The sequence below is a fragment of the Comamonas sp. GCA5 genome (assembly GCF_036541385.1).
Classification (GTDB): Bacteria; Pseudomonadota; Gammaproteobacteria; order Burkholderiales; family Burkholderiaceae_C; genus Comamonas; species Comamonas aquatica.
The window spans coordinates 1-19,603 of sequence record NZ_JAZHFR010000069.1 but is presented as its reverse complement, the minus strand read 5'-3'; the positions used below and the strand labels follow the sequence as shown (position 1 = coordinate 19,603).

17 protein-coding genes and 4 pseudogenes are annotated in these 19,603 nt (G+C 68.0%); 12 read left to right on the top strand and 9 right to left on the bottom strand.

Annotation, left to right across the window (positions count from 1 at the left end):
* The 5 genes and pseudogenes from SJH88_RS14545 to SJH88_RS14525 all read right to left on the bottom strand — a co-directional run.
* A pseudogene (locus tag SJH88_RS14545) lies at positions 1-265 on the bottom strand (SPOR domain-containing protein); the annotation flags it as partial.
* Positions 266-295: 30 nt separating this feature from the next.
* Positions 296-1,644 (bottom strand): annotated as a pseudogene (argS, locus tag SJH88_RS19790) (arginine--tRNA ligase).
* Between the two features lie 144 nt (positions 1,645-1,788).
* A pseudogene (argS, locus tag SJH88_RS19785) lies at positions 1,789-2,004 on the bottom strand (arginine--tRNA ligase); the annotation flags it as partial.
* A gap of 65 nt (positions 2,005-2,069) precedes the next feature.
* A complete protein-coding gene (locus tag SJH88_RS14530) occupies positions 2,070-2,516 on the bottom strand; it encodes a DUF2214 family protein (RefSeq protein WP_210929766.1) in 447 nt (148 codons plus the stop codon).
* Positions 2,513-3,442: a LysR family transcriptional regulator gene (locus SJH88_RS14525; protein ID WP_274754886.1), complete on the bottom strand. Its 930-nt coding sequence runs from the start codon at positions 3,440-3,442 to the stop codon at positions 2,513-2,515. The genes SJH88_RS14530 and SJH88_RS14525 overlap by 4 nt, the downstream gene beginning before the upstream one ends.
* A 247-nt stretch (positions 3,443-3,689) precedes the next feature.
* On the opposite strand from SJH88_RS14525, the gene SJH88_RS14520 reads away from it, so the two are divergent.
* The 5 genes from SJH88_RS14520 (at position 3,690) to SJH88_RS14500 (ending at position 9,572) form a co-directional block, all read left to right on the top strand.
* Complete coding sequence (locus SJH88_RS14520) at positions 3,690-5,885, top strand: malate synthase G (RefSeq protein ID WP_274754885.1); 2,196 nt, start codon at positions 3,690-3,692, stop codon at positions 5,883-5,885.
* A gap of 182 nt (positions 5,886-6,067) precedes the next feature.
* Positions 6,068-7,657, top strand: a complete 1,590-nt coding sequence (locus SJH88_RS14515) for a methyl-accepting chemotaxis protein (RefSeq protein WP_274754884.1) — start codon at positions 6,068-6,070, stop codon at positions 7,655-7,657.
* A 175-nt stretch (positions 7,658-7,832) separates the two neighbouring features.
* Positions 7,833-8,522 carry a CsgG/HfaB family protein gene (locus tag SJH88_RS14510; RefSeq protein WP_042417618.1) on the top strand — a complete coding sequence of 230 codons (690 nt, stop codon included), beginning with the start codon at positions 7,833-7,835 and terminating at the stop codon, positions 8,520-8,522.
* Positions 8,523-8,533: 11 nt separating this feature from the next.
* The gene (locus tag SJH88_RS14505) at positions 8,534-8,899 is read left to right on the top strand and encodes a DUF4810 domain-containing protein (protein ID WP_042417718.1); all 366 of its coding nucleotides are present in this window, start codon (positions 8,534-8,536) and stop codon (positions 8,897-8,899) included.
* Position 8,900: 1 nt separating this feature from the next.
* Positions 8,901-9,572 carry a DUF799 domain-containing protein gene (locus SJH88_RS14500; protein ID WP_274754883.1) on the top strand — a complete coding sequence of 224 codons (672 nt, stop codon included), beginning with the start codon at positions 8,901-8,903 and terminating at the stop codon, positions 9,570-9,572.
* A 141-nt stretch (positions 9,573-9,713) separates the two neighbouring features.
* Here SJH88_RS14500 and SJH88_RS14495 read toward each other — a convergent pair whose 3' ends face one another.
* A complete protein-coding gene (locus tag SJH88_RS14495; RefSeq protein ID WP_042417616.1) occupies positions 9,714-10,610 on the bottom strand; it encodes a LysR family transcriptional regulator in 897 nt (298 codons plus the stop codon).
* 80 nt (positions 10,611-10,690) lie between these two features.
* Here SJH88_RS14495 and SJH88_RS14490 point away from each other — a divergent pair, with 80 nt between their 5' ends.
* The 4 genes from SJH88_RS14490 to SJH88_RS14475 all read left to right on the top strand — a co-directional run bounded on the left by SJH88_RS14490 (position 10,691) and on the right by SJH88_RS14475 (position 14,517).
* Positions 10,691-12,091, top strand: coding sequence for an acyclic terpene utilization AtuA family protein (locus SJH88_RS14490; RefSeq protein WP_260674405.1), 1,401 nt, complete (start codon positions 10,691-10,693; stop codon positions 12,089-12,091).
* Positions 12,084-12,449, top strand: a complete 366-nt coding sequence (locus SJH88_RS14485; RefSeq protein ID WP_043383922.1) for an AtuA-related protein — start codon at positions 12,084-12,086, stop codon at positions 12,447-12,449. The genes SJH88_RS14490 and SJH88_RS14485 overlap by 8 nt, the downstream gene beginning before the upstream one ends.
* Positions 12,450-12,478: 29 nt before the next feature.
* A complete protein-coding gene (locus tag SJH88_RS14480; RefSeq protein ID WP_274754882.1) occupies positions 12,479-13,450 on the top strand; it encodes a Bug family tripartite tricarboxylate transporter substrate binding protein in 972 nt (323 codons plus the stop codon).
* Between the two features lie 188 nt (positions 13,451-13,638).
* Positions 13,639-14,517 carry a ChaN family lipoprotein gene (locus tag SJH88_RS14475; protein WP_274754881.1) on the top strand — a complete coding sequence of 293 codons (879 nt, stop codon included), beginning with the start codon at positions 13,639-13,641 and terminating at the stop codon, positions 14,515-14,517.
* Positions 14,518-14,678: 161 nt separating this feature from the next.
* Here SJH88_RS14475 and SJH88_RS14470 read toward each other — a convergent pair whose 3' ends face one another.
* The gene (locus SJH88_RS14470) at positions 14,679-15,566 is read right to left on the bottom strand and encodes a LysR family transcriptional regulator (protein WP_274754880.1); all 888 of its coding nucleotides are present in this window, start codon (positions 15,564-15,566) and stop codon (positions 14,679-14,681) included.
* 125 nt (positions 15,567-15,691) lie between these two features.
* Between SJH88_RS14470 and SJH88_RS14465 the strand changes: the two genes are divergently transcribed.
* The 3 genes from SJH88_RS14465 to SJH88_RS14455 all read left to right on the top strand — a co-directional run bounded on the left by SJH88_RS14465 (position 15,692) and on the right by SJH88_RS14455 (position 17,177).
* Positions 15,692-15,838: a hypothetical protein gene (locus SJH88_RS14465; protein WP_274754879.1), complete on the top strand. Its 147-nt coding sequence runs from the start codon at positions 15,692-15,694 to the stop codon at positions 15,836-15,838.
* 20 nt (positions 15,839-15,858) lie between these two features.
* A complete protein-coding gene (locus tag SJH88_RS14460) occupies positions 15,859-16,071 on the top strand; it encodes a cysteine-rich CWC family protein (protein WP_274754878.1) in 213 nt (70 codons plus the stop codon).
* A gap of 320 nt (positions 16,072-16,391) precedes the next feature.
* The gene (locus tag SJH88_RS14455) at positions 16,392-17,177 is read left to right on the top strand and encodes a class II glutamine amidotransferase (RefSeq protein WP_274754877.1); all 786 of its coding nucleotides are present in this window, start codon (positions 16,392-16,394) and stop codon (positions 17,175-17,177) included.
* A 613-nt stretch (positions 17,178-17,790) separates the two neighbouring features.
* Here SJH88_RS14455 and SJH88_RS14450 read toward each other — a convergent pair.
* Both SJH88_RS14450 and SJH88_RS14445 read right to left on the bottom strand, forming a co-directional pair.
* A complete protein-coding gene (locus tag SJH88_RS14450; protein WP_274754876.1) occupies positions 17,791-18,384 on the bottom strand; it encodes a DUF2059 domain-containing protein in 594 nt (197 codons plus the stop codon).
* A 686-nt stretch (positions 18,385-19,070) separates the two neighbouring features.
* Positions 19,071-19,481, bottom strand: a pseudogene (locus tag SJH88_RS14445) (cation efflux transmembrane domain-containing protein); the annotation flags it as partial.
* Positions 19,482-19,603: the final 122 nt, after the last annotated feature.

Sequence of the window (19,603 nt, the reverse complement as noted above, 5' to 3'; positions counted from 1 at the left end):
CCGTGGCGGTCGCTGGGGCGGCCGGGGCCTCCGGGGTGGCCGCCGGCGCCGGACGGGCCGGGGTGCTGCCATACAGCGGCGAGTTGGGGTCCCAGTTGCGGTTGCGTTCGCTCTCGGCCGCCGGGGTGTTGCGCGACTCGCCCTTGGTCAGGAAGGGCACGGGCACCTTGGTGACATACACCGCCACCCCCAGCGCAACCCCCAGACCCACGATCAAACCCAGGATGAAGCCGAGGATCGTACCCCCGCGCTGCTGATTGTCCATAAAACCGCCTGTCACTTTCTGTTGCGTCACTTACATGCGCTCGGGGGCATCCACCCCCAGCACCGCCAGACCATTGTGCAGCACCTGGGCCGTGGCAGCGACCAGGGCCAGACGCGCCAGCTTCACGGCCTCGTCGTCCACCAAGATACGCTCGGCGTCGTAGTAGCTGTGGTAGGCGGAAGCCAGGTCACGCAGGTAGAAAGTGACGTCATGCGGGGCATTGCCCGCGGCCGCGGCGCTCAGCATCTCGGGGTACTTGGCCAGCAGCAGCATCAGCGCCTGGGCCTGCGGGCCTTGCAGCGCGGACAGGTCCACGCTCTGCAGCGCCGCCACGCCGGCACCGCCGGCCTCTTGCCAGGCACGCAGCACCGACTGGATGCGGGCGTGCGCGTACTGCACGTAGTACACGGGGTTGTCGTTGTTCTGCGCCACGGCCAGGTCCACGTCAAAGGTGTACTCGGTGTCGGGCTTGCGGCTCAGCAGGAAGAAGCGCACGGCGTCCTTGCTGGTCCACTCGATCAGGTCGCGCAGGGTCACGTAGGAGCCGGCGCGCTTGCTGATCTTGACCTCTTCGCCGTTGCGCACCACGCGCACCATGGTGTGCAGCACGTAGTCGGGGTAGCCCTGGGGGATGCCCACGTTGGCGGCCTGCAGGCCGGCGCGCACGCGGGCGATGGTGCCGTGGTGGTCCGTGCCCTGGATGTTGACGACCTTGCCGTAGCCGCGCTGGAACTTCTGGATGTGGTAGGCCACATCGGGCAGGAAGTAGGTGTAGGTGCCATCGGACTTGCGCATCACGCGGTCCTTGTCGTCCCCGAATTCGTGGACTTGAGCCACAGCGCACCGTCCTGCTCGTAGGTGTAGCCGCTGGCGATCAGGCGCTCCACCGTGGCCGCCACGTGGCCGTTCTGGTAGAGGCTGGATTCCAGGTAGTACTCGTCGAACTTCAGGTTGAAGGCCAGCAGGTCCTTGTCCTGCTCGTTGCGCAGGTAGGCCACGGCGAAGTTACGGATGTTCTCGTAATCCTCGACATCGCCGTTGGCGGTGAACTCGCGGTCATCGGCCTTGACGGTTTCCTTGGCCAGGAAGGCCTGGGCAATGTCGGCGATGTAGTCGCCGTTGTAGAAATTCTTGGCCAGCGGGTTCTCGCTGTCCGTGGGCCAGCAGTCGTCGCCGGGCTTGAAGCCCTTGGCGCGCAGCTGCGTGGACTTGGTCAGGGTGTCGATCTGCACGCCCGCGTCGTTGTAATAGAACTCGCGGTGCACCTTCCAGCCCTGGGTGGCGTAGAGGTTGCTGATGGCGTCGCCGATGGCCGCCTGGCGGCCGTGGCCCACGTGCAGCGGACCGGTGGGGTTGGCCGAGACGAACTCGACCAGCACCTGCTCGCCCCGCTCCGGCTGGTCGCCGAACTGGGCGCCCTGCGCCAGCACTTCGCGCACGATCTGCTGCTTGGCGGCGGGCTTGAGGCGGATGTTCAGAAAGCCGGGGCCGGCGATCTCGATCGCCTCCACCCACTGCTGGAACGCGGGCGTGGCTTCCAGCGCGGCCTTGAGCTGCTCGCCCAAAGCGCGCGGGTTGGCCTTCAGGGGCTTGGCCAGTTGCATGGCCGCCGTGCAGGCGAAGTCGCCATGGGCTGCCACCTTGGGGTTTTCAAATGCGGCGCGGGCGCCGGCGCCGGGCGAGAGTGTTTCGAGCTCGGCAGCCAGGGCCGCGAGCAAATCCTGTTTGACGGAAAGCATCGGCGGATTTTACGTGCCCGGGCGCCGCTATGCCCGCAGCCAGGATTCCCGCGCCCCGCCGCCGGCTACATGCCCCGGGCCCAGTACGCGGCCACGACGGCGATCACCGGGATGATGTGCGCCTGCACCATGATCCAGGCGCGGACCTTGCGCACCGCCTCTTCGCCGGGCAGCGCACCATCCGTATTCAGGGCCTTGAGCCAGCGGCGGATGGCCAGGGTCGGGCGCAGCGACATCAGCGCCGCCACGAAGAACAGCAGCATCTTCAGGTGGAACAGCGGCTGCGACACGTACCAGGTCAGGCCCTTGACGCCCCACACCAGACGGGCGATCCCGGTCAGCAGCAGCACCAGGGCCGTGATGCCGTAAATCATGTCCAGCCGCGCCAGACGCCGCACCACGGCGGCGTTCATCCACTCGCTGCGGCACAGGGCCGCCTCGCTCGACAAGAAGACCACCAGGGTCAAGATGGCCAGCAGGTGCAGGCTGGCTAACAAGGCTTCCAAGGTCATTGCGTTCCTCCTTTGCTCCAGAATTCCGGGCGCTCATAGTGCGCCTTGAGGTAGTCCATCCACAGCCGCAGGCGCAAGGTCATGTGCTTGCGCTGCGGAAAGACCAGGTAAATCCCATTCGGCGGCGCGGCAAAGTCGGCCAGCACCTCCACCAGCCGGCCAGCGGCGATTTCCGCCTCGACCTCCCAGGTGCTGCGCCAGGCGATGCCCCAGCCGCCCAGGCACCAGTCGTGCAGCACCTGCCCGTCGGAGCAGTCCAGCGGACCGCCGGGTTTGATGTGCACGCTCTCGCGCCCGCCGTCCCGGGGCACGCTGAAGGCCCAGCCGCGGGTCTGCGAGGCATCGCTGGACAGCGTCAGGCAGCGGTGCTGCGCCAGCTCGCCCGGGTGCCGGGGCGTGCCATAGGCCGCCAGGTAGGCTGGCGTGGCCACGCACAGGCGCCGGTTGTCGGCCATGCGCACGCTGATCAGCGACGAATCCGGCAGGTCGCCCACGCGCACCGCACAGTCATAGCCCTCGCCCGCCAGATCGACCACGCGGTCGCTGAGGTTCAGCGAGATGGTCACCTCGGGGTGCAGGTCGTGGAACCGCGGCACCAGCGGCGCCACATGGCGACGGCCAAAGCCAGCCGGCGCGGTGATGCGCAGGTGCCCGGTGGCCTTGATGCCGCCGGCCGAGACACTGGCCTCGGCGTTGGCCACATCGGACAGCAGGCGCTGGCAGTCCTCCAGGAACGCGCTGCCCTCGTGCGTGAGCGTGATGCGCCGTGTGGTGCGCACCATGAGCTTGACGCCCAGGTGCTCCTCCAGCGCGTCGAGCCGGCGCCCCATGATGGCCGGGGCCACGCCCTCGGCCTTGGCGGCAGCCGTCAGGCTGCCCTTGGTGGCGACGGAGACAAAGGACTCGAAAGCTTTGAGTTTGTCCATGGCGAGACGGATCAGGTGCCAAATAGGCCTGCAGCGCTGATGCAGCAAGCGCTGAAAGCTATGTTTTCTTTGATTATCGACGCTGCATGCACGCTGGCGAGTGTTGCCCACTTTTGCGTAAAAGTCATCAGTTTTGAGATTTTTCAGCAATTTATTGCTGCATACATTTGGAATACAGTGGAATGCAACGCTGGCCCGTCCCGGCGACACCGGTTTTCCGACTTCCCACGATCCAAGGAGCCTTCCCATGACCGCTCGCACCCAGGTCCACGGCCTGCAAGTTGCCCACGAACTGCACACTTTCATCAATGAACAGGTGCTGCCCGGCACCGGCGTCGATGCCGCCGCGTTCTGGCAGGGCTTTGACGCCCTGGTGGCCGACCTGGCCCCCAAGAACGCCGCCCTGCTGGCCGAACGCGACCGCCTGCAGACCGAGCTGGACACCTGGCACCAGGCCCACCCCGGCCCCATCGCCGACATGGCCGCCTACCAGCAGTTCCTGACGCAGATCGGCTACCTGGTCGAACCGCCCAAGGACGCCAAGGCCACCACCGAGAACGTGGACGCCGAGCTGGCCCAGATCGCCGGCCCGCAGCTGGTGGTGCCCATCCTCAACGCGCGCTACGCGCTGAACGCGGCCAACGCCCGCTGGGGCAGCCTGTATGACGCGCTGTACGGCACGGACGCCATCCCCGAAGACGGCGGCGCCGACAAGGGCAAGGGCTACAACCCCGTGCGCGGTGCCAAGGTCATCGCCTTCGCCCGCAACTTCCTGGACCAGGCTGCGCCGCTGGCCACGGGCTCGCACCAGGATTCCGCCGGCTACCGCGTGGAAGGCGGCCAGCTGGTGGTGACGCTCAAGAACGGCAACACCACCGGCCTGAAGGACGCCGCCAAGTTCGTCGGCTACCAGGGCGACGCGGCGGCCCCCACCTCGGTGCTGCTGAAGAACCACGGCCTGCACATCGACATCATCATCAACAAGTCCACCCCCATCGGCAGCACCGATGCCGCCGGCGTGGCCGACGTGGTGGTGGAAGCCGCTCTCTCCACCATCCTGGACCTGGAAGACTCCGTGGCCGCCGTGGATGCCGAAGACAAGGTGCTGGGCTACAGCAACTGGCTGGGCATCCTGAAGGGCACGCTGACCGAATCCTTCGACAAGGGTGGCAAGACCGTCACCCGGGGCCTGAACGGCGACCGCGTCTACACCGGTGCCAACGGCCAGCCCGTGGTGCTGCACGGCCGCTCGCTGATGTTCGTGCGCAACGTCGGCCACCTGATGACCAACCCCGCCATCCTGTGGGGTGCGCAGGCCAAGGAAATCCCCGAAGGCATCCTGGACGCCGTGGTCACCACCGCCATCGCCATCCATGACCTGCAGGGCCATGGCGCCAACGGCATCCGCAACAGCCGCACCGGCAGCGTCTACATCGTCAAGCCCAAGATGCACGGCCCTGCCGAAGTGGGCTTTGCCAACGAACTGTTCGGCCGTGTCGAGCAACTGCTGGGCCTGCCCGCCAACACCGTGAAGCTGGGCATCATGGACGAGGAGCGCCGCACCTCGGTGAACCTGAAGGCGTCCATCGCCGCGGCCCCCGCCCGCGTCGCCTTCATCAACACCGGCTTCCTGGACCGCACCGGCGACGAAATGCACACCGCCATGCGCGCCGGCCCCATGGTGCGCAAGGGCGACATGAAGACCAGCGCCTGGCTGCAGGCCTATGAGCGCAACAACGTGCTGGTCGGTCTGACCATGGGCCTGCGCGGCCGCGCCCAGATCGGCAAGGGCATGTGGGCCATGCCCGACCTGATGAAGGCCATGCTGGAGCAGAAGATCGGCCACCCCAAGGCCGGTGCCAACACCGCCTGGGTGCCCTCGCCCACCGGCGCCACCCTGCACGCCCTGCACTACCACCAGATCAATGTGGCCGATGTGCAGAAGGAGCTGGAAAAGACCAGCGCCGACACCGAACGCGCCAACATCCTGGCCGATCTGCTGCAAATCCCCGTGGCCAAGGACCCCAAGTGGACCGACGCCGAAAAGCAGCAGGAGCTGGACAACAACGTGCAGGGCATCCTGGGCTATGTGGTGCGCTGGGTGGACGCCGGCGTGGGCTGCTCCAAGGTGCCTGACATCCACAACGTGGGCCTGATGGAAGACCGCGCCACGCTGCGCATCTCCAGCCAGCACATCGCCAACTGGCTGCTGCACGGCGTGGTGACAGAGCAGCAGGTGCGCGACACCTTCGCCCGCATGGCCCAGGTGGTGGACAACCAGAACGCCGGCGACGCCAGTTACAAGAGCCTGGTCGCCAACCCGCAGGGGGCGGCCTTCCAGGCGGCACTGGACCTGGTGTTCAAGGGCGTGCAACAGCCGTCCGGCTACACCGAGCCCCTGCTGCACGCCTGGCGCCTGAAGGTCAAGGCCGGCGCCCGCTGAAGCCGCGGGGCCCCAGGCCCCGACAGGCACGACCAAGCGCCCTGCGGGGCGCTTTTTGCATGGCGTCGCCAGCTCTGCAGATATTGCTACAGGATGTAAGGTTGTCATTGGCGCGTAGACGGAGTGGGCGCTGATTGCTTGGACAATCGCCGCCAATCAGGGTTTTTACTTACTCCATCTCCATGCCACTTCAACACATCTCCATCGGCAAGCGCCTGGGCCTGGCCTTTGCCGTGCTGACGCTGTTCATCGCCACCATGCTGGCGGTGGGCATCTGGCGCCTGCAGGCCGTGGCCCAGTCCACGGCCGACATGATGGCGCGCCCGCTGTCCAAGGAGCGCGTCATCTCCGACTGGTACCGCACCGTCTACAGCAACGTGAGCCGCCACGCCCTGGTCGCCCGCAGCAGCGACGCCGATCTGGCGCGCCAGTTTGTGGCCGACAACGTCGAGGCCTCCAAGGCCTCGTCGCGCCAGCAGGCGGAGCTGCAAAAGCTGATCAGCACGCCCGAAGAACAGGCGCTGTTCGACCAGGTCAGCGTGCTGCGCACCCGCTTCGTACAGGCCCGCGACACCATCTACCAGGCCAAGGCCGAAGGCCGGGCCGACGAGGCCGAGCGCCTGCTGCGCAGCGACTTCCAGCCGGCGGCCGACGCCTACCTGCAGACCCTGCAAGCCCTGCTGGACCACCAGCGCCAGCGCATCAGCGACGCCGCCGCCGGCGTGCAGGCCGAGTTTGAACGCGGCCGTATGCAGCTGGCCGGCCTGGGAGGCCTGGCCGTGCTGATCGCCGTGGCCCTGGCCGTGGCCATCACGCGCAGCATCACCACCCCGCTGGCGCGCGCCGTGCACGCCGTGGAAACCGTGGCCGCCGGCGACCTGACGCACCGCGTGCGCAGCGATGCCCGGGACGAAACCGGCCAGTTGCTGCGCGCCCTGGACGGCATGGGCGACCAGCTGCGCGACGTGGTCGGCCAGGTGCGCCAGGGTGCGGACGGCGTGGCCTCGGCCTCCAGCCAGATCGCCAGCGGCAACCTGGACCTGTCCAGCCGCACGGAAGAGCAGGCCAGCGCCCTGCAGCAGACCGCCGCGTCGATGGAGCAAATGACCTCCACCGTGCGCCAGAACGCCGACAACGCCCGCACCGCCAACCAGCTCGCGGTCTCGGCCTCGGAGCTGGCCAGCCGCGGCGGCCAGGTGGTCGACCAGGTGGTGGGCACCATGGGCGACATCCATGAGGCCTCGCGCAAGATCGTGGACATCATCGGCGTCATTGACGCGATTGCCTTCCAGACCAACATCCTCGCGCTGAATGCGGCAGTGGAAGCCGCGCGTGCCGGCGAGCAGGGCCGCGGCTTCGCCGTGGTGGCCAGCGAGGTGCGCACCCTGGCGCAGCGCAGTGCCGATGCGGCCAAGCAGATCAAGGACCTGATCACCGCCAGCGTGGAGCGTGTCGACGCCGGCCACACCCTGGTCGAGGAAGCGGGCGTGGTGATGCGCGACGTGGTGGCCGGTGTGCGCCGCGTGACCGACATCGTCGGCGAGATCAGCGCGGCCAGCCAGGAGCAGACCCAGGGCCTGGAACAGGTGCAGCACGCCATCACGCAGATGGATGCCGTGACCCAGCAGAACGCCGCCCTGGTCGAGGAAGCCGCCGCCGCCACGCGCGCGCTGGAGGCCCAGTCCGTGCAGCTGGTCCAGGCCATGGTGCACTTCCAGGTCGGCCAGGAACGCGCCGTCACCGCCGCACCGGCCCTGCTGACCCGGGCGTGACCCGCAGCCTCGGTCCCGACCGTGGCCCGAGCACCGCACCGGCGTCTGACATGGCGCAAGACAAGGCACCTGCGGGTGCCTTTTTGGTGGGCGCTGGCCCCTTCTGTCAGCCAGCCACAAGCATCGCGCGGTCCGATATGGAGACAATCCACTTTTCTCTTCATTGCACTGCACCATGCGCTCTTTCCGACTGATCCCCCTGGCCGCCGTCGTGGCTGTTCCCCTCTGGCTGACCGGCTGCGCGACGGAAACGTCCCAGGCCCTGAACGCCACCCAGACCCAGAGCGCCAGCCGCAGCTACCACGGGCCGCGCAGCCCGATCGCCGTGGGCAAGTTCGACAACCGCTCCAGCTACCTGCGCGGTGCGTTCTCGGATGGCGTTGACCGTCTGGGCAGCCAGGCCAAGACCATCCTGATGTCCCACCTGCAGCAGACCAACCGCTTCAACGTGCTGGACCGTGACAACATGGCCGAAATCAAGCAGGAAGCGGCCATCCAGGGCACCACGCAGCAGCTCAAGGGCGCGGACTACGTGGTGACCGGCGACATCTCCGAGTTCGGCCGCAAGGAAGTCGGCGACAAACAGCTGTTTGGCGTGCTGGGCCGCGGCAAGACGCAAACCGCCTATGCCAAGGTCACGCTGAACGTGGTCAACATCCGCACCTCGGAAGTGGTGCGCTCCGTCCAGGGCGTGGGCGAGTACCAGCTGTCCAACCGCGAGATCATCGGCTTCGGCGGCACCGCCAGCTACGACTCCACCCTCAACGGCAAGGTGCTGGACCTGGCCATCCGCGAAGCCGTGGACCGCCTGGGCGAAGCCGTCGATGCCGGCGCCCTGCCCGCCCTGGCCGCGACCGCACGTTGAAAGGCCGCACCATGCACCTCCACACCGCCATTCGCGCGGGCGCCAGCCTGGCGCTGGCCACCCTGCTGGTGGGCTGCGCCGCGCCCAAGTCCCTCTACAGCTGGAACGGCTACCAGAACCAGGTCTACCAGTACCTCAAGAGCGACGGCCCAGCCGCCGAAGAGCAGATCCTGGCGCTGGAAAAAGGCGTGCAGGTCAGCGCCAGCCAGGGCGCGCAGCTGCCGCCCGGCTACCAGGCCCACCTGGGTCTGCTGTACCTGAACACCGGCCGCACCAACCAGGCGCTGGCCGCCTGGGAGCAGGAGAAAAAGCAGTTCCCCGAATCGGCCCCGTACATCGACTACCTGGTCGGCAACCTGAAGAAGAACGGCATCTGACATGCGCATTCCCCTGATCCCCCGCATCCTGAAGTGGTCGACCCTGCTGGCCACCTGCGCCTGGCTGGCGGGCTGCGCCACGGCCCCCGGCAAGGACTACAGCGCCTACCGTGCGGCCAAGCCGGCCTCCATCCTGGTGCTGCCGCCCGTCAATGACGCACCCGAGGTGCAGGCCAGCGCCAGCGTGCTGTCCCAGGCGACCCTGCCCCTGGCCGAGGCGGGCTACTACGTCCTGCCCGTGACCCTGGTGAGCGAAACCTTCCGCCAGAACGGCCTGGAAAGCGCCGGCGACATCCACGAGGTGGCCCCCGCCAAGCTCCAGGAGATCTTTGGCGCCGACGCCGCGCTGTACCTGCGCGTCACGCGCTATGGCACCACCTACCAGGTGATCCAGAGCGCCACCGTGGTCAGCGTGGAAGCGCGCCTGGTGGACCTGCGCACCGGCACCCAGCTCTGGGATGGCCGCGCCTCGGCCTCCAACCAGGAAGGCGGCAACAACTCGGGCGGCGGCCTGGTCGGCATGCTGGTGACGGCCCTGGTCCACCAGATCGTCAACTCGGCCACCGATGCCGCCCACCCCATGGCCGGTGTGGCGACCAACCGCCTGCTGGCAGCCGGCACGCCCAACGGCTTGCTGTACGGACCGCGCTCGCCGCTGTACGGCAAGAACTGACGTGCACCCTGGCCCGCCGGCCCGGTGTGGCTGGTGGGTCAGCGCCTGCATGCTCCCACATTCAGAGCATGCAGCGCGCTTGCAGCATGGGCCAAAGGCGGTTTTGACTTAATTGTTCGCAACCCCGCCGGGCGCGGCCGCTCAGGCCGTCACGCACGCCGGCCGCATGTCCTGCATCAGCCGGTACAAGGCCTGGGCCGCCACGGACAGGCTGCGCCCCCGCCGGCGCACCAGGTAGATCTGGCGCTCCATCGCCGGCAACTGCAAGGCCCGGGTGCACAGGCCGGGCTTGTCGAAATGGAACAGCGACAGCGCCGGCACCACGCTGATGCCCAGCCCCGCCTGCACCAACCCCATCACCGTGGCCAGTTGCTCCACCTCGACCAAGGTGCGCAGGGTCTGGGGAAACAGCGCCGCATCCAGGTACTGGCGCACGCTGCTGTGCCGGGCCAGGTGCACAAACGGCCAGGGCTGCAGATCCGGCACGCCGATCTCGGCCTGCTGCGCCAGCGGGTGGTCGTCGCGGCAGACCAGGTGGAAGCCATCGCGGCAAAACGGCTCCGCCTGCAGCTCGGGCGTGTCGGCGCGGATCGCCGCCAGGGCAAAGTCCGCCTCCCCCTGGGCCACGGCGGTGATGCAGGGCTCGGACAGCACGTCCTGCACCGCCACCTCCACCCCGGGGTGGCGCGCCAGAAACTGCGCCAGCACGCCGGGCAGCCAGCCCGCCGCCAACGAGGGCAGCAGGGCCACGGCCACATGCCCGCGCGCCAGCTGGGCGGTGTCGCGCATGGCCTTGGCGCAGTCCTCCAGCTCCTCGGCAATCCGCTGGGCCGACAGCCAGAAGCGCTCGCCCTCCTGCGTCAGCAGCACGTGGCGCGTGCTGCGGTCGAACAGCTTCAGGCCCACGTGGTCCTCCAGCGCCTTGATCAGCGCGCTGAACGCCGGCTGCGACAGGTGGCAGCGCGCGGCCGCACGGGTGAAGTTCTTCACCTCGGCAAGGGCCAGGAAGGCCTGGATGTCGCGGGCCGAAATATTCATCTGGCTTACAAATCAATTCATCTTAATTATCGATTTCACAGCTTAGCCAGCCCTTCCTATAGTGGCCAACAGGAGATTCCATGACTTCACCCCACGCCACCACCCTGCCCCTGCTGATCGGCTGCGCCGCGGGCTTCTCCGGGGACCGCATCGATGCCGCCGGCCCCGTCGTGCAGGAGCTGATCCGCCAGCGCCAGCCTGCGGTGCTGATCTTCGAGACCCTGGCGGAACGCACCCTGGCCCTGGCCCAGCTGGCCCGGCGCAGCAACCCCGAAGCCGGGTTCGAGCCGCTGATGCCCGAGTTTCTGCGCCCGGTGCTGGCCGACTGCCTGCAGCACGGCATCCGCATCGTCAGCAACTTCGGCGCCGCCAACCCGCAGGCCGCGGCCCGCACCATCCACCGTCTGGCCCAGGCCCTGGGCACGCGCACGCCGCGCATTGCCGTGGTGCACGGCGATGACCTGAGCAGCCCCGCGCACCGCCCGCTGCTGGCCGAAGCCCTGGCCGAGCGTATGCCCGCGCAGGAGCTGGTCAGTGCCAATGCCTACATCGGTGCCCAGCCGATTGCGGCGGCCCTGCAGGCCGGTGCCGACATCGTGGTCTGCGGCCGGGTGTCCGACCCTTCCTTGGTCGTCGGTCCGGTCATGGCCCACTACGGCTGGGCCTGGGACGACTGGGACCGCCTGGGCCGCGCCACCATGGTCGGCCACCTGCTGGAATGCGGCACGCAAGTGACCGGCGGCTACTTTGCCGATCCCGGCTACAAGGACGTGCCGGGCCTGGACCAGTTGGGCTATCCCATCGCCGAGATCGACGCCGACGGCCACTGCACCCTCTTCAAGCCCCAGGGCACGGGCGGCTGCATCACCCCGGCCACGGTCAAGGAGCAGCTGCTGTACGAGATCCACGATCCGGCCCAGTACCTCACCCCCGACGTGGTGGCCGACATCACCCAGGCCCAGGTCCACGCCGTGGGGCCCGACCGCGTGCGCCTGGAAGGGGTGCGCGGCCACCCCCGGCCCGACACGCTGAAGGTCAACGTCTGCTACGCCACGGGCTGGTTTGCGGAGGCCGAGATTTCCTACGCCGGCCCGCGTGCGGCCGAGCGCGCGCGTCTGGCGGGCCAGACCATCCAGCAGCGCCTGGGCCATCTCGCGCCGCTGCGCACCGACCTGATCGGCGTGACCAGCGTCTGGGGCAACGATGCCAGCAGCTGGCTGGACGGCGCCGACCTGCGGCACGCCCCCCACGATGTGCGCCTGCGCATGGCCTGGCAGCATGCCGACCACGCCACTGCCCAGCGCCTGCCGCGCGAGGTCAACGCCCTGTACTGCTGCGGTCCGGCGGGCGGCGGCGGGGTGCGCACGCACATGCGCCAGCGCCTGGGGCTGACCTCCTGCCTGATCCCCCACACCCACATCCCCACCGGATTCACCTGGGCCACCGCCCCTGGCCCGGCACCGGAGCACGCCCATGGCTGAACCCACCACCCTGACCGTCCCCCTGTACCAGCTGGCCCACGGCCGCACGGGCGACAAAGGCAACCGCTCCAACATCAGCGTGATCGCCTTCCACCCGCAGCTGTGGGTGCCGATCTGCGCCCAGGTCACCGAGGCCGCCGTGGCCCAGCTGTTTGCCGACCGCCAGCCGCGCCAGGTGCGCCGCTACCTGCTGCCGCAGCTGCAGGCCATGAACCTGGTGCTGGACGAGGTGCTGGACGGGGGCGTGAACGATGCCCTGAACCTCGACAGCCACGGCAAGACACTGTGCTTCCGCGTGCTGCAGATGCCGATTTCCGTTCCCGGGGCACTCGCCCCCTGGATTGCCCGTCCCGCTTGACCATTCCCATAACCACACAGGAGACAACCATGACAAGCACGACCCGCCGCCACCTGCTGACCGCCAGCCTCGCCCTGGCCATGGCACCCACCGCCTTCGCCCAGGGTAGCTTTCCCAGCAAGCCCATCACCCTGCTGGTGCCGTTCGCGGCCGGCAGCGCGACCGACCAACTGGCGCGCGCCCTGGGCCTGTCGATCACCGAGCAGACCCAGCAGCCCGTGATCGTCGAGAACAAGGGCGGCGCCAGCGGCATGATTGCCGCCCAGGCGGCGGCCAAGGCCCCGGCCGATGGCTACACCGTGCTGATCACCACCAACACCACGCACGCTGCCAACGAGCACCTGTACAAAAAGCTCGCCTACGACCCGGTCAAGGACTTTGTCCCGCTGACCGGTCTGGGCAAGGGCGGCCAGGTGCTGGTGGTGCCCATGAACGCCCCCTACAAGACCGTGGGCGAGCTGCTGGCCTTCGCCAAGGCCCACCCCGGCAAGCTGAGCTTTGGCAGCGGCAGCTCCTCCAGCCGCATGGCCGGGGAAATGCTCAAGCAGCTGGCCGGCGTGGACATCCTGCACGTGCCCTATAAAAGCAACCCGCTGGCCATCACCGACCTGATGGGCGGGCAGATCAACCTGATGGTCACCGACATGTCCACCGGCGTGCCGCAGATCAAGGCCGGCAAGCTGCGGGCGCTGGGCTACTCCACCCCCAAGCGCAGCCCCCAGCTGCCCGATGTGCCCACCATCGCCGAAGCGGGCGTCAAAGGCTATGACATGGGCTACTGGTTCGCGGCCTATGCCCCCGCCCATACGCCCGCCCCTGTGGTGGCCAAGCTCAATCAACTGCTGCGCACCGCCGTCGGCAGCCCGGCCGCGGCCTCGTTCTTCGACATGTCCGGCTCCGAGGCCTGGACCACCACCCCCCAGGAGCTGGCACAGTTCCAGGCGGTGGAAACCACCAAGTGGGGGCAGGTGATCAAGGCCGCCGGCATCACGCCGGAATAAGCCCACGCCCATCCGCCACCCGGCCCTGCGGGGCCAGGGGGATGACCGGCGTGCAGACACCGGGGCGCGTGCACCGCCACAGGCACGCCGCCACGCGGGGTGAAGGCCCCCGCAGAACGGGGCGACATGCGGGCGCAACGCCCCACCGCCACTGGGGCGACCCGGCCATCCCGGTTACCATGCCGGGCATGGCATTGAAACCCATTCTCATTTCCAACGCAGTGCGTGCCGCCGTGTTCGGTGCGTGGCTGTGCCTCGGCGGCTGCGCCGCCCTGCCACCGGCACCGGCCACCGACGCAACGGACTGGCAACGACAGCTGCAGGTCCCCGCCCCCCTGCCCGAGGTGCTGCTGCTGGGCGAACAGCACGATGCCCCGGAACACCAGGCCTGGGAACGCGACACGGTCCAGACCCTGGCCCGGCAACAGCGCCTGGCGGCCGTGGTGCTGGAGATGGCCCACAGCGGGCACAGCACCCGGGCGCTGGCCCCCACGGCCTCGGAAACCGAGGTCCAGGAGGCCCTGGACTGGCAGGCGGCTGGCTGGGACTGGGCGCCCTATGCGCCCGTGGTCATGGCCGCCGTGCAGGCCGGGGTGCCCGTGCATGGCGGCAACCTGCGCCGCAGCCACATGCGGGAGGTGATGCAGCAAACGCACTGGGACCAGCACCTGCCGCCCACCGCGTGGGAGCGCCAGCGCGACGCCATCCGCAGCGGCCACTGCGATCTGCTGCCCGTCAGCCAGCTCACGCCCATGGCGCGCATCCAGCTGGCCAAGGACGCCAGCATCGCCGCCGTGGCGCAGGCCCAGCTGCAGCCCGGCCAGACCGTGCTGGTGATCGCCGGCCGCGGCCATGTGCTGCGCAGCGTGGGCATTCCCACCTGGCTGCCGGCCGGGTTGCGCGCCCAAGTCGCCGTGGCCCAGGCGCAGGGCGCCGCGCCCACCCCGCCCGGCGACTACGACTGGCTGGTGCAGACACCGGCCGTGCCCGCCCAGGACCATTGCGCCGACCTGCGGGCCCGCTGGCAAACCGGGGCACCTGCGGCACCACAGACCCAAAAACCATAGCTATCCGCGCTCACCCCGCCTGCGTATGTGCGGCATTTCATTCCAATCTTTGGCCGCACGGGGATGCCGCCCGCCGCGGGCGGGCCCACACGGGCGATGGGGACTGCACACGCCCCCTTGCCGCATGCACCACTGCACGCCGCCAGCAGCCTGGCGCGCCCTCAACTGCCAAATGCGGCCAGCACCTGCAGCACCGCCTCCACCGCCGGGTGGGGCACGGGCAGCCGGCGGTGGGCCACGGCCATGGGCCGCAGCAGCGGCGGGTGCAGCGGCCGGATGTCCACACAGGGCACGTGGCGCTGGTCCTCGACTTCTTCCAGCGGCAACAGCGCCGCACTCTGGCTGGCGACAGCCAGGCTTTTGAGGGCACCCGGGTAGGTCAGCGTCAGGAACGGGCGCGGATGGTAGCCCGCCTGACCAAACCAGGCGGAGATCAGCCCATGCATCTGCGTGGCCGGTGCGAACGAGGCCCAGCGCCGCTCGGCCAGCCACTGCGGCGTGATCTGCGCCGGCGCTTGCCAGACCGCCGGTAGCAACGCCACCATCGGGTCGGTGCGCCAGGGGGTGAGCACGATGTCGGCCGCTGCCGGCTGGGGGCTGGCCACCACGGCGATGTCCAGCGTGCCGGCCTGCAGGCGCTGCATGGCATCGGTGGAGCCGACGGCCTCCAGCCGTACTTCCACGCCCGGGCTGCGCCGGCCCAGGGCTTCCAGCATCAGGGGCAGCAGCCGGGTGCTGACACCGGCCGACACACCCACGCGCACCAGGCCCTCGCGCCCGCTGGCGCGGCGCTGCACCAGGTCGATCAGATCGTCGCTGGCGGCCAGCAGCTTGCGCCCCTGCTCCACCAGGGCCTGGCCCGCCGGCGTCAGCTCGGCCTGCCGGCGCCCCCGCAGCAACAGCACCGCCTCCAGGCGCGATTCCAGATCCTTGATGTGCAGGCTCACGGTCGGCGGCGCCAGATGCAGGGCCTGCGCCGCCGCGGCAAAGGTGCCCAGGTCGGCGATGGCGATCAGGGTCTGCAACTGGTCGAGGTTGAGGTTACGCATCAGAATTCCTGAATTGAATCTTCATTGAATTCAACTTTACAGATGTTTGGCCAGCCCGGAGCATCTTCTCCATGCTGAAACCACCTGCTCACCTACCCACGGTGCCACCCGCCCCCGCGCCCACTGTGTCCACAGCACCCACGGCGCCCACCGAGGCAAGGTCCCCGGATGCACCGCCACGGCCCGCGTGGCAGCAAAGCCTGCAATCGGCCTTGCAACGGGCCGAGCAGCGCATCCTGGAGAACTTCCGCGTCCCGCCCGGCGGCGGCTGAACACGGCATACACTGGCGCCATGTCTGCCGCCCCCTCCCCTGCGACCTGCCCTTTGTGCGGCCAAACCAATGCCTGCGCGGTCGCGGCCGGATTGCCGCCGGAAACCTGCTGGTGCATGCAGACCCGTATCCCGGCCTCGGTGCTCGAACGCATTCCAGCCGCCGAACGCGGCCTGCGCTGTGTCTGCCCGGCCTGCGGTCAAACGCCACCGCCCCCCGAGGCCCCCCGCTGAGCCCCTGCGACCTCCACCCACCGAGACTGCGCATCCGGCCTTTGCCAACCGCACAGCCCAGGCATCACGCTCCGTCCTTGATGGACTGCGCGCCCCGCCGCTGGGTAACTGTCCGTCCACCCCACCAGGCTAAGCACCCCGGGCCTGCTACAGCCCCTGCCTCCAATCCCGGCTTGGACCGGCTGGACGCCCCACACCGTCACCCAAAGACACCTCTACGGCACAAACCCGGCAGGCAAGCTGCACCTTTGCTGCACAAACCGCCGGCGCGCGTTAGGCTATGCCCCTTTGTTGTCTTGCCCGTTTGGAAGCCCCTGCCCATGTGCCAGCTGTTAGGAATGAACTGCAACACGCCCACCGATGTGCGTTTTAGCTTCAGCGGCTTTGCACAGCGCGCGGGCAACACCGGCGATCACACCGATGGCTGGGGCATTGCATTCTTCGAGGACAAGGGCCTGCGGCTGTTTGTAGACCATGAACGCGCCATCGACTCGCCGGTGGCCGAGCTGATCCGCCGCTACCCCATCAAGAGCAAGCACGTCATTGCCCATATCCGCAAGGCCACCCAGGGCGTGGTCAGCCTGCAGAACTGCCACCCCTTTGTGCGCGAGCTGTGGGGCCGCAACTGGGTGTTTGCGCACAACGGCGATCTGAAGAACTTCGCGCCCAAGCTGCACACCCATTTCCGCCCCGTCGGCAACACCGACAGCGAGCTGGCCTTCTGCTGGATCATGCAGGAGCTGTGGAAATCCCACGCCGGCGTGCCCAGCATCGCAGAGCTGGCCCTGACCCTGCAGGACCTGGCCCGGCGCATTTCGCCGCATGGCACCTTCAACTTCCTGCTGTCCAACGGCGAAGCCCTGTGGGCCCACGCCACCACCCACCTGTTCTTCACCGAGCGCCGCCACCCCTTCGCCCAGGCCCACCTAGCCGACGAGGACCTGAGCGTGGACTTTGCCAGCGAAACCACGCCCCACGACCGCGTGGCCGTGGTGGTGACCGCACCGCTGACCAAGAACGAAGCCTGGACCGCCTTTGAACCCGGGGTGGTGAATGTGTTCGTCGATGGCCGCCTGCACCTGGGGCAAAGCCGCCCCCAGGCCTGATACCACAGCAGGGGCACGCACCGCCAGTGTGGTCGACGTCGGGTAGGAAGGCGCCATTCCAGTTCCTGTGGTCGTGGCAGAAGCAGAGGCTTGCGTTGATCGCGCCGTGGGCCCACCGCAACCCGTATTCCCGTGCCAGCCGCACGACGACCCTGCATGGCCTCGGCAGGCCACGGTTCGATTGCAGGGACTGTGGTGCCACATCCGTCCGCGCGCACATTGACCGCCGGCGCTGCGCTGACATAGCGGTGCGGACCTCGGCGGGTGCTGTCTGTGGCTGCGCTGAAAGCATCCCATCCGCGCTGCCCGCTCCGCTGCCGCAGGGGATGCCGGCCCAGCCCCATTGGCTGGAGCCGTGCGCACCGGCGCATGGCAGTACCGGCAGGAAACACGTCTTGGTGTTTGACAAGAAATAAGCTGCTAGCGCTTATTTCATCAATGCTTCAAGCTATCGAAATGATGGCATAGCACCCACGCAGCCAAGAAAAACCCCGCCAACGTCACCGCGGCGGGGCTGTAGGCGTGCACCAGTCTCACGCCCATGCACAGGGTCCGGTCCGCGCCAGGGGCACTGGGCCACATGGCACGGGCGCAGACCACTGCGCACTGGCTTTTAGGGCTTGGCGCCGGCAGGCGGGGTGCCTGCGGCAGCGCCGGCCGCCTGGGCTTCCGCCATGTGCTTTTTCGCGATCGCCTGCAACTGGGGCATGAGCCGGGCCATGCTTTGCTGGGTGGCAGCCATGGTGGCCTGCATGACGGCCGGCATCTTCTCCACCACGGCCATGCCCACCGGCGTGCGGTAGAAGGCGGTTTGCCCATCCACCTCCTCCTGGGTGAACGTGCTTTGGTAGATCTGGACCATCATGGGCCGCATGTGGCTCCAGTTCAGCTCCTGGCGGATGAGGGCCGCGCTCTCGCGGGTCATCTTGTCGATGACCTGCTGCTCGCGCTCGCTGGGCTTGCGCCCCTGCAAGCTGGCCTGCACGGCATCACGCATGTTGCGCTCCAGATCGGCGCCAGTCTTGGCAATCAGGGCCTCGCTCTTGGTGGCCGCCAGCAGCGCCTCGATGGAATCCACCGTGGGTGGTGCGCTCCAGGCCGATCCGGCCAGGCCCAGCCAGGCCATCGCGGCCAGGCTGGCAATACGGAAGCTGCCACGGTGGACGGTGGCAGGCAGGTGGGAAGAAAGTGTGTCGTTCAATCGCATGTCGGACCCAGAATGTGCAGCAGGGCCCTCCGCCATCGGACGGTCCATGGACTGCACGGTCAAGAAAAGCGGCAGCCGGGGTGCAACATGCGCCTTGGCCCGGCGGGCTTCGCAGCCTGGGGCGAGGAAACACAGGCCCAGCCGGCAAGGCGCCAACTGGGCAAGGTTGCAGTGGCCACTGCGCGGCAGGCAGCAGCCACAGCGGCTGCCATCCAGATACCACGCGACGGGATACACAGCGACGTGAGTGTCGTCCAGCGTGGGGAGCGCTCTGCGATGGAGGGACGAGGGTCGCCTTCAGCGGCACATCCCGTGCGAGTGGTAGCGCCGGCAAGCGTACCACCCAATCACCTTCAGATACCAGTCACCTTCATGCACTGAGACTGTGCAGCCGCACTGCACTCCGTAGCGCCCTGTGGCATGGCGATGTGCACCATCATCGCGAGAAGGCCGCAAAACAAGAACGGGATGGATTGCACGCACCTGCGCCTGCAGAAGCCAAGTGAGTGGCCTGGAACTCCAATCCGTGAGCGCTTGGCGCTGATCCAGATTCGGTTCTCAAGTCTTTGGCGCCTGAATCCCAATAAGAGCGCACGCAGTGCGCTCTTATTTTTCAGGGTATTGAAGTGTAAGCGGCCGGCCATCCCACCTTGGCTAGGCATCGGTGTGGGATGCCGCTAGATTGGCTATCGGAGGTTCAGGATGCGCCGGGCACCGCTGAGCACTATCAGCGCAATGACTGCGCCAATCACGAGGTCAGGGTACGAGGAGCCCGTCCAAGCGACCAAAACACCAGCGACTATCACCCCCGCGTTTGCGATCACATCATTCGCAGAAAAAATGTAGCTTGCCGTCATGTGGGCGCCCCGATCCCGCTTCTTGGCGATCAGCACCAGGCAGGTGACGTTGGCGATCAATGCGACCAGCCCGATACTCATCATGAGCATGGACGCCGGCTCACTTCCCACAACTGCCCGCCGAACGACCTCCAAAAGCGCGCCAAGCGCAAGCACGACTTGCAACCAACCAGCGATGTGCGCTGCCTTCATCTTCAAGGCGGCGGCGCGGCCCACCGCATAGAGCGCCAGTCCGTAGACCAGAAGTGGTCCCGGTCGTTTGAACAATTGAGTCCAGTTGCTAAGCGAGATCACCGGGGTTATGCCGCCTGCATTTGTGCAAACGGCAATGCTGCAAAGTACGCTTCATCAGGGGTAGCTTG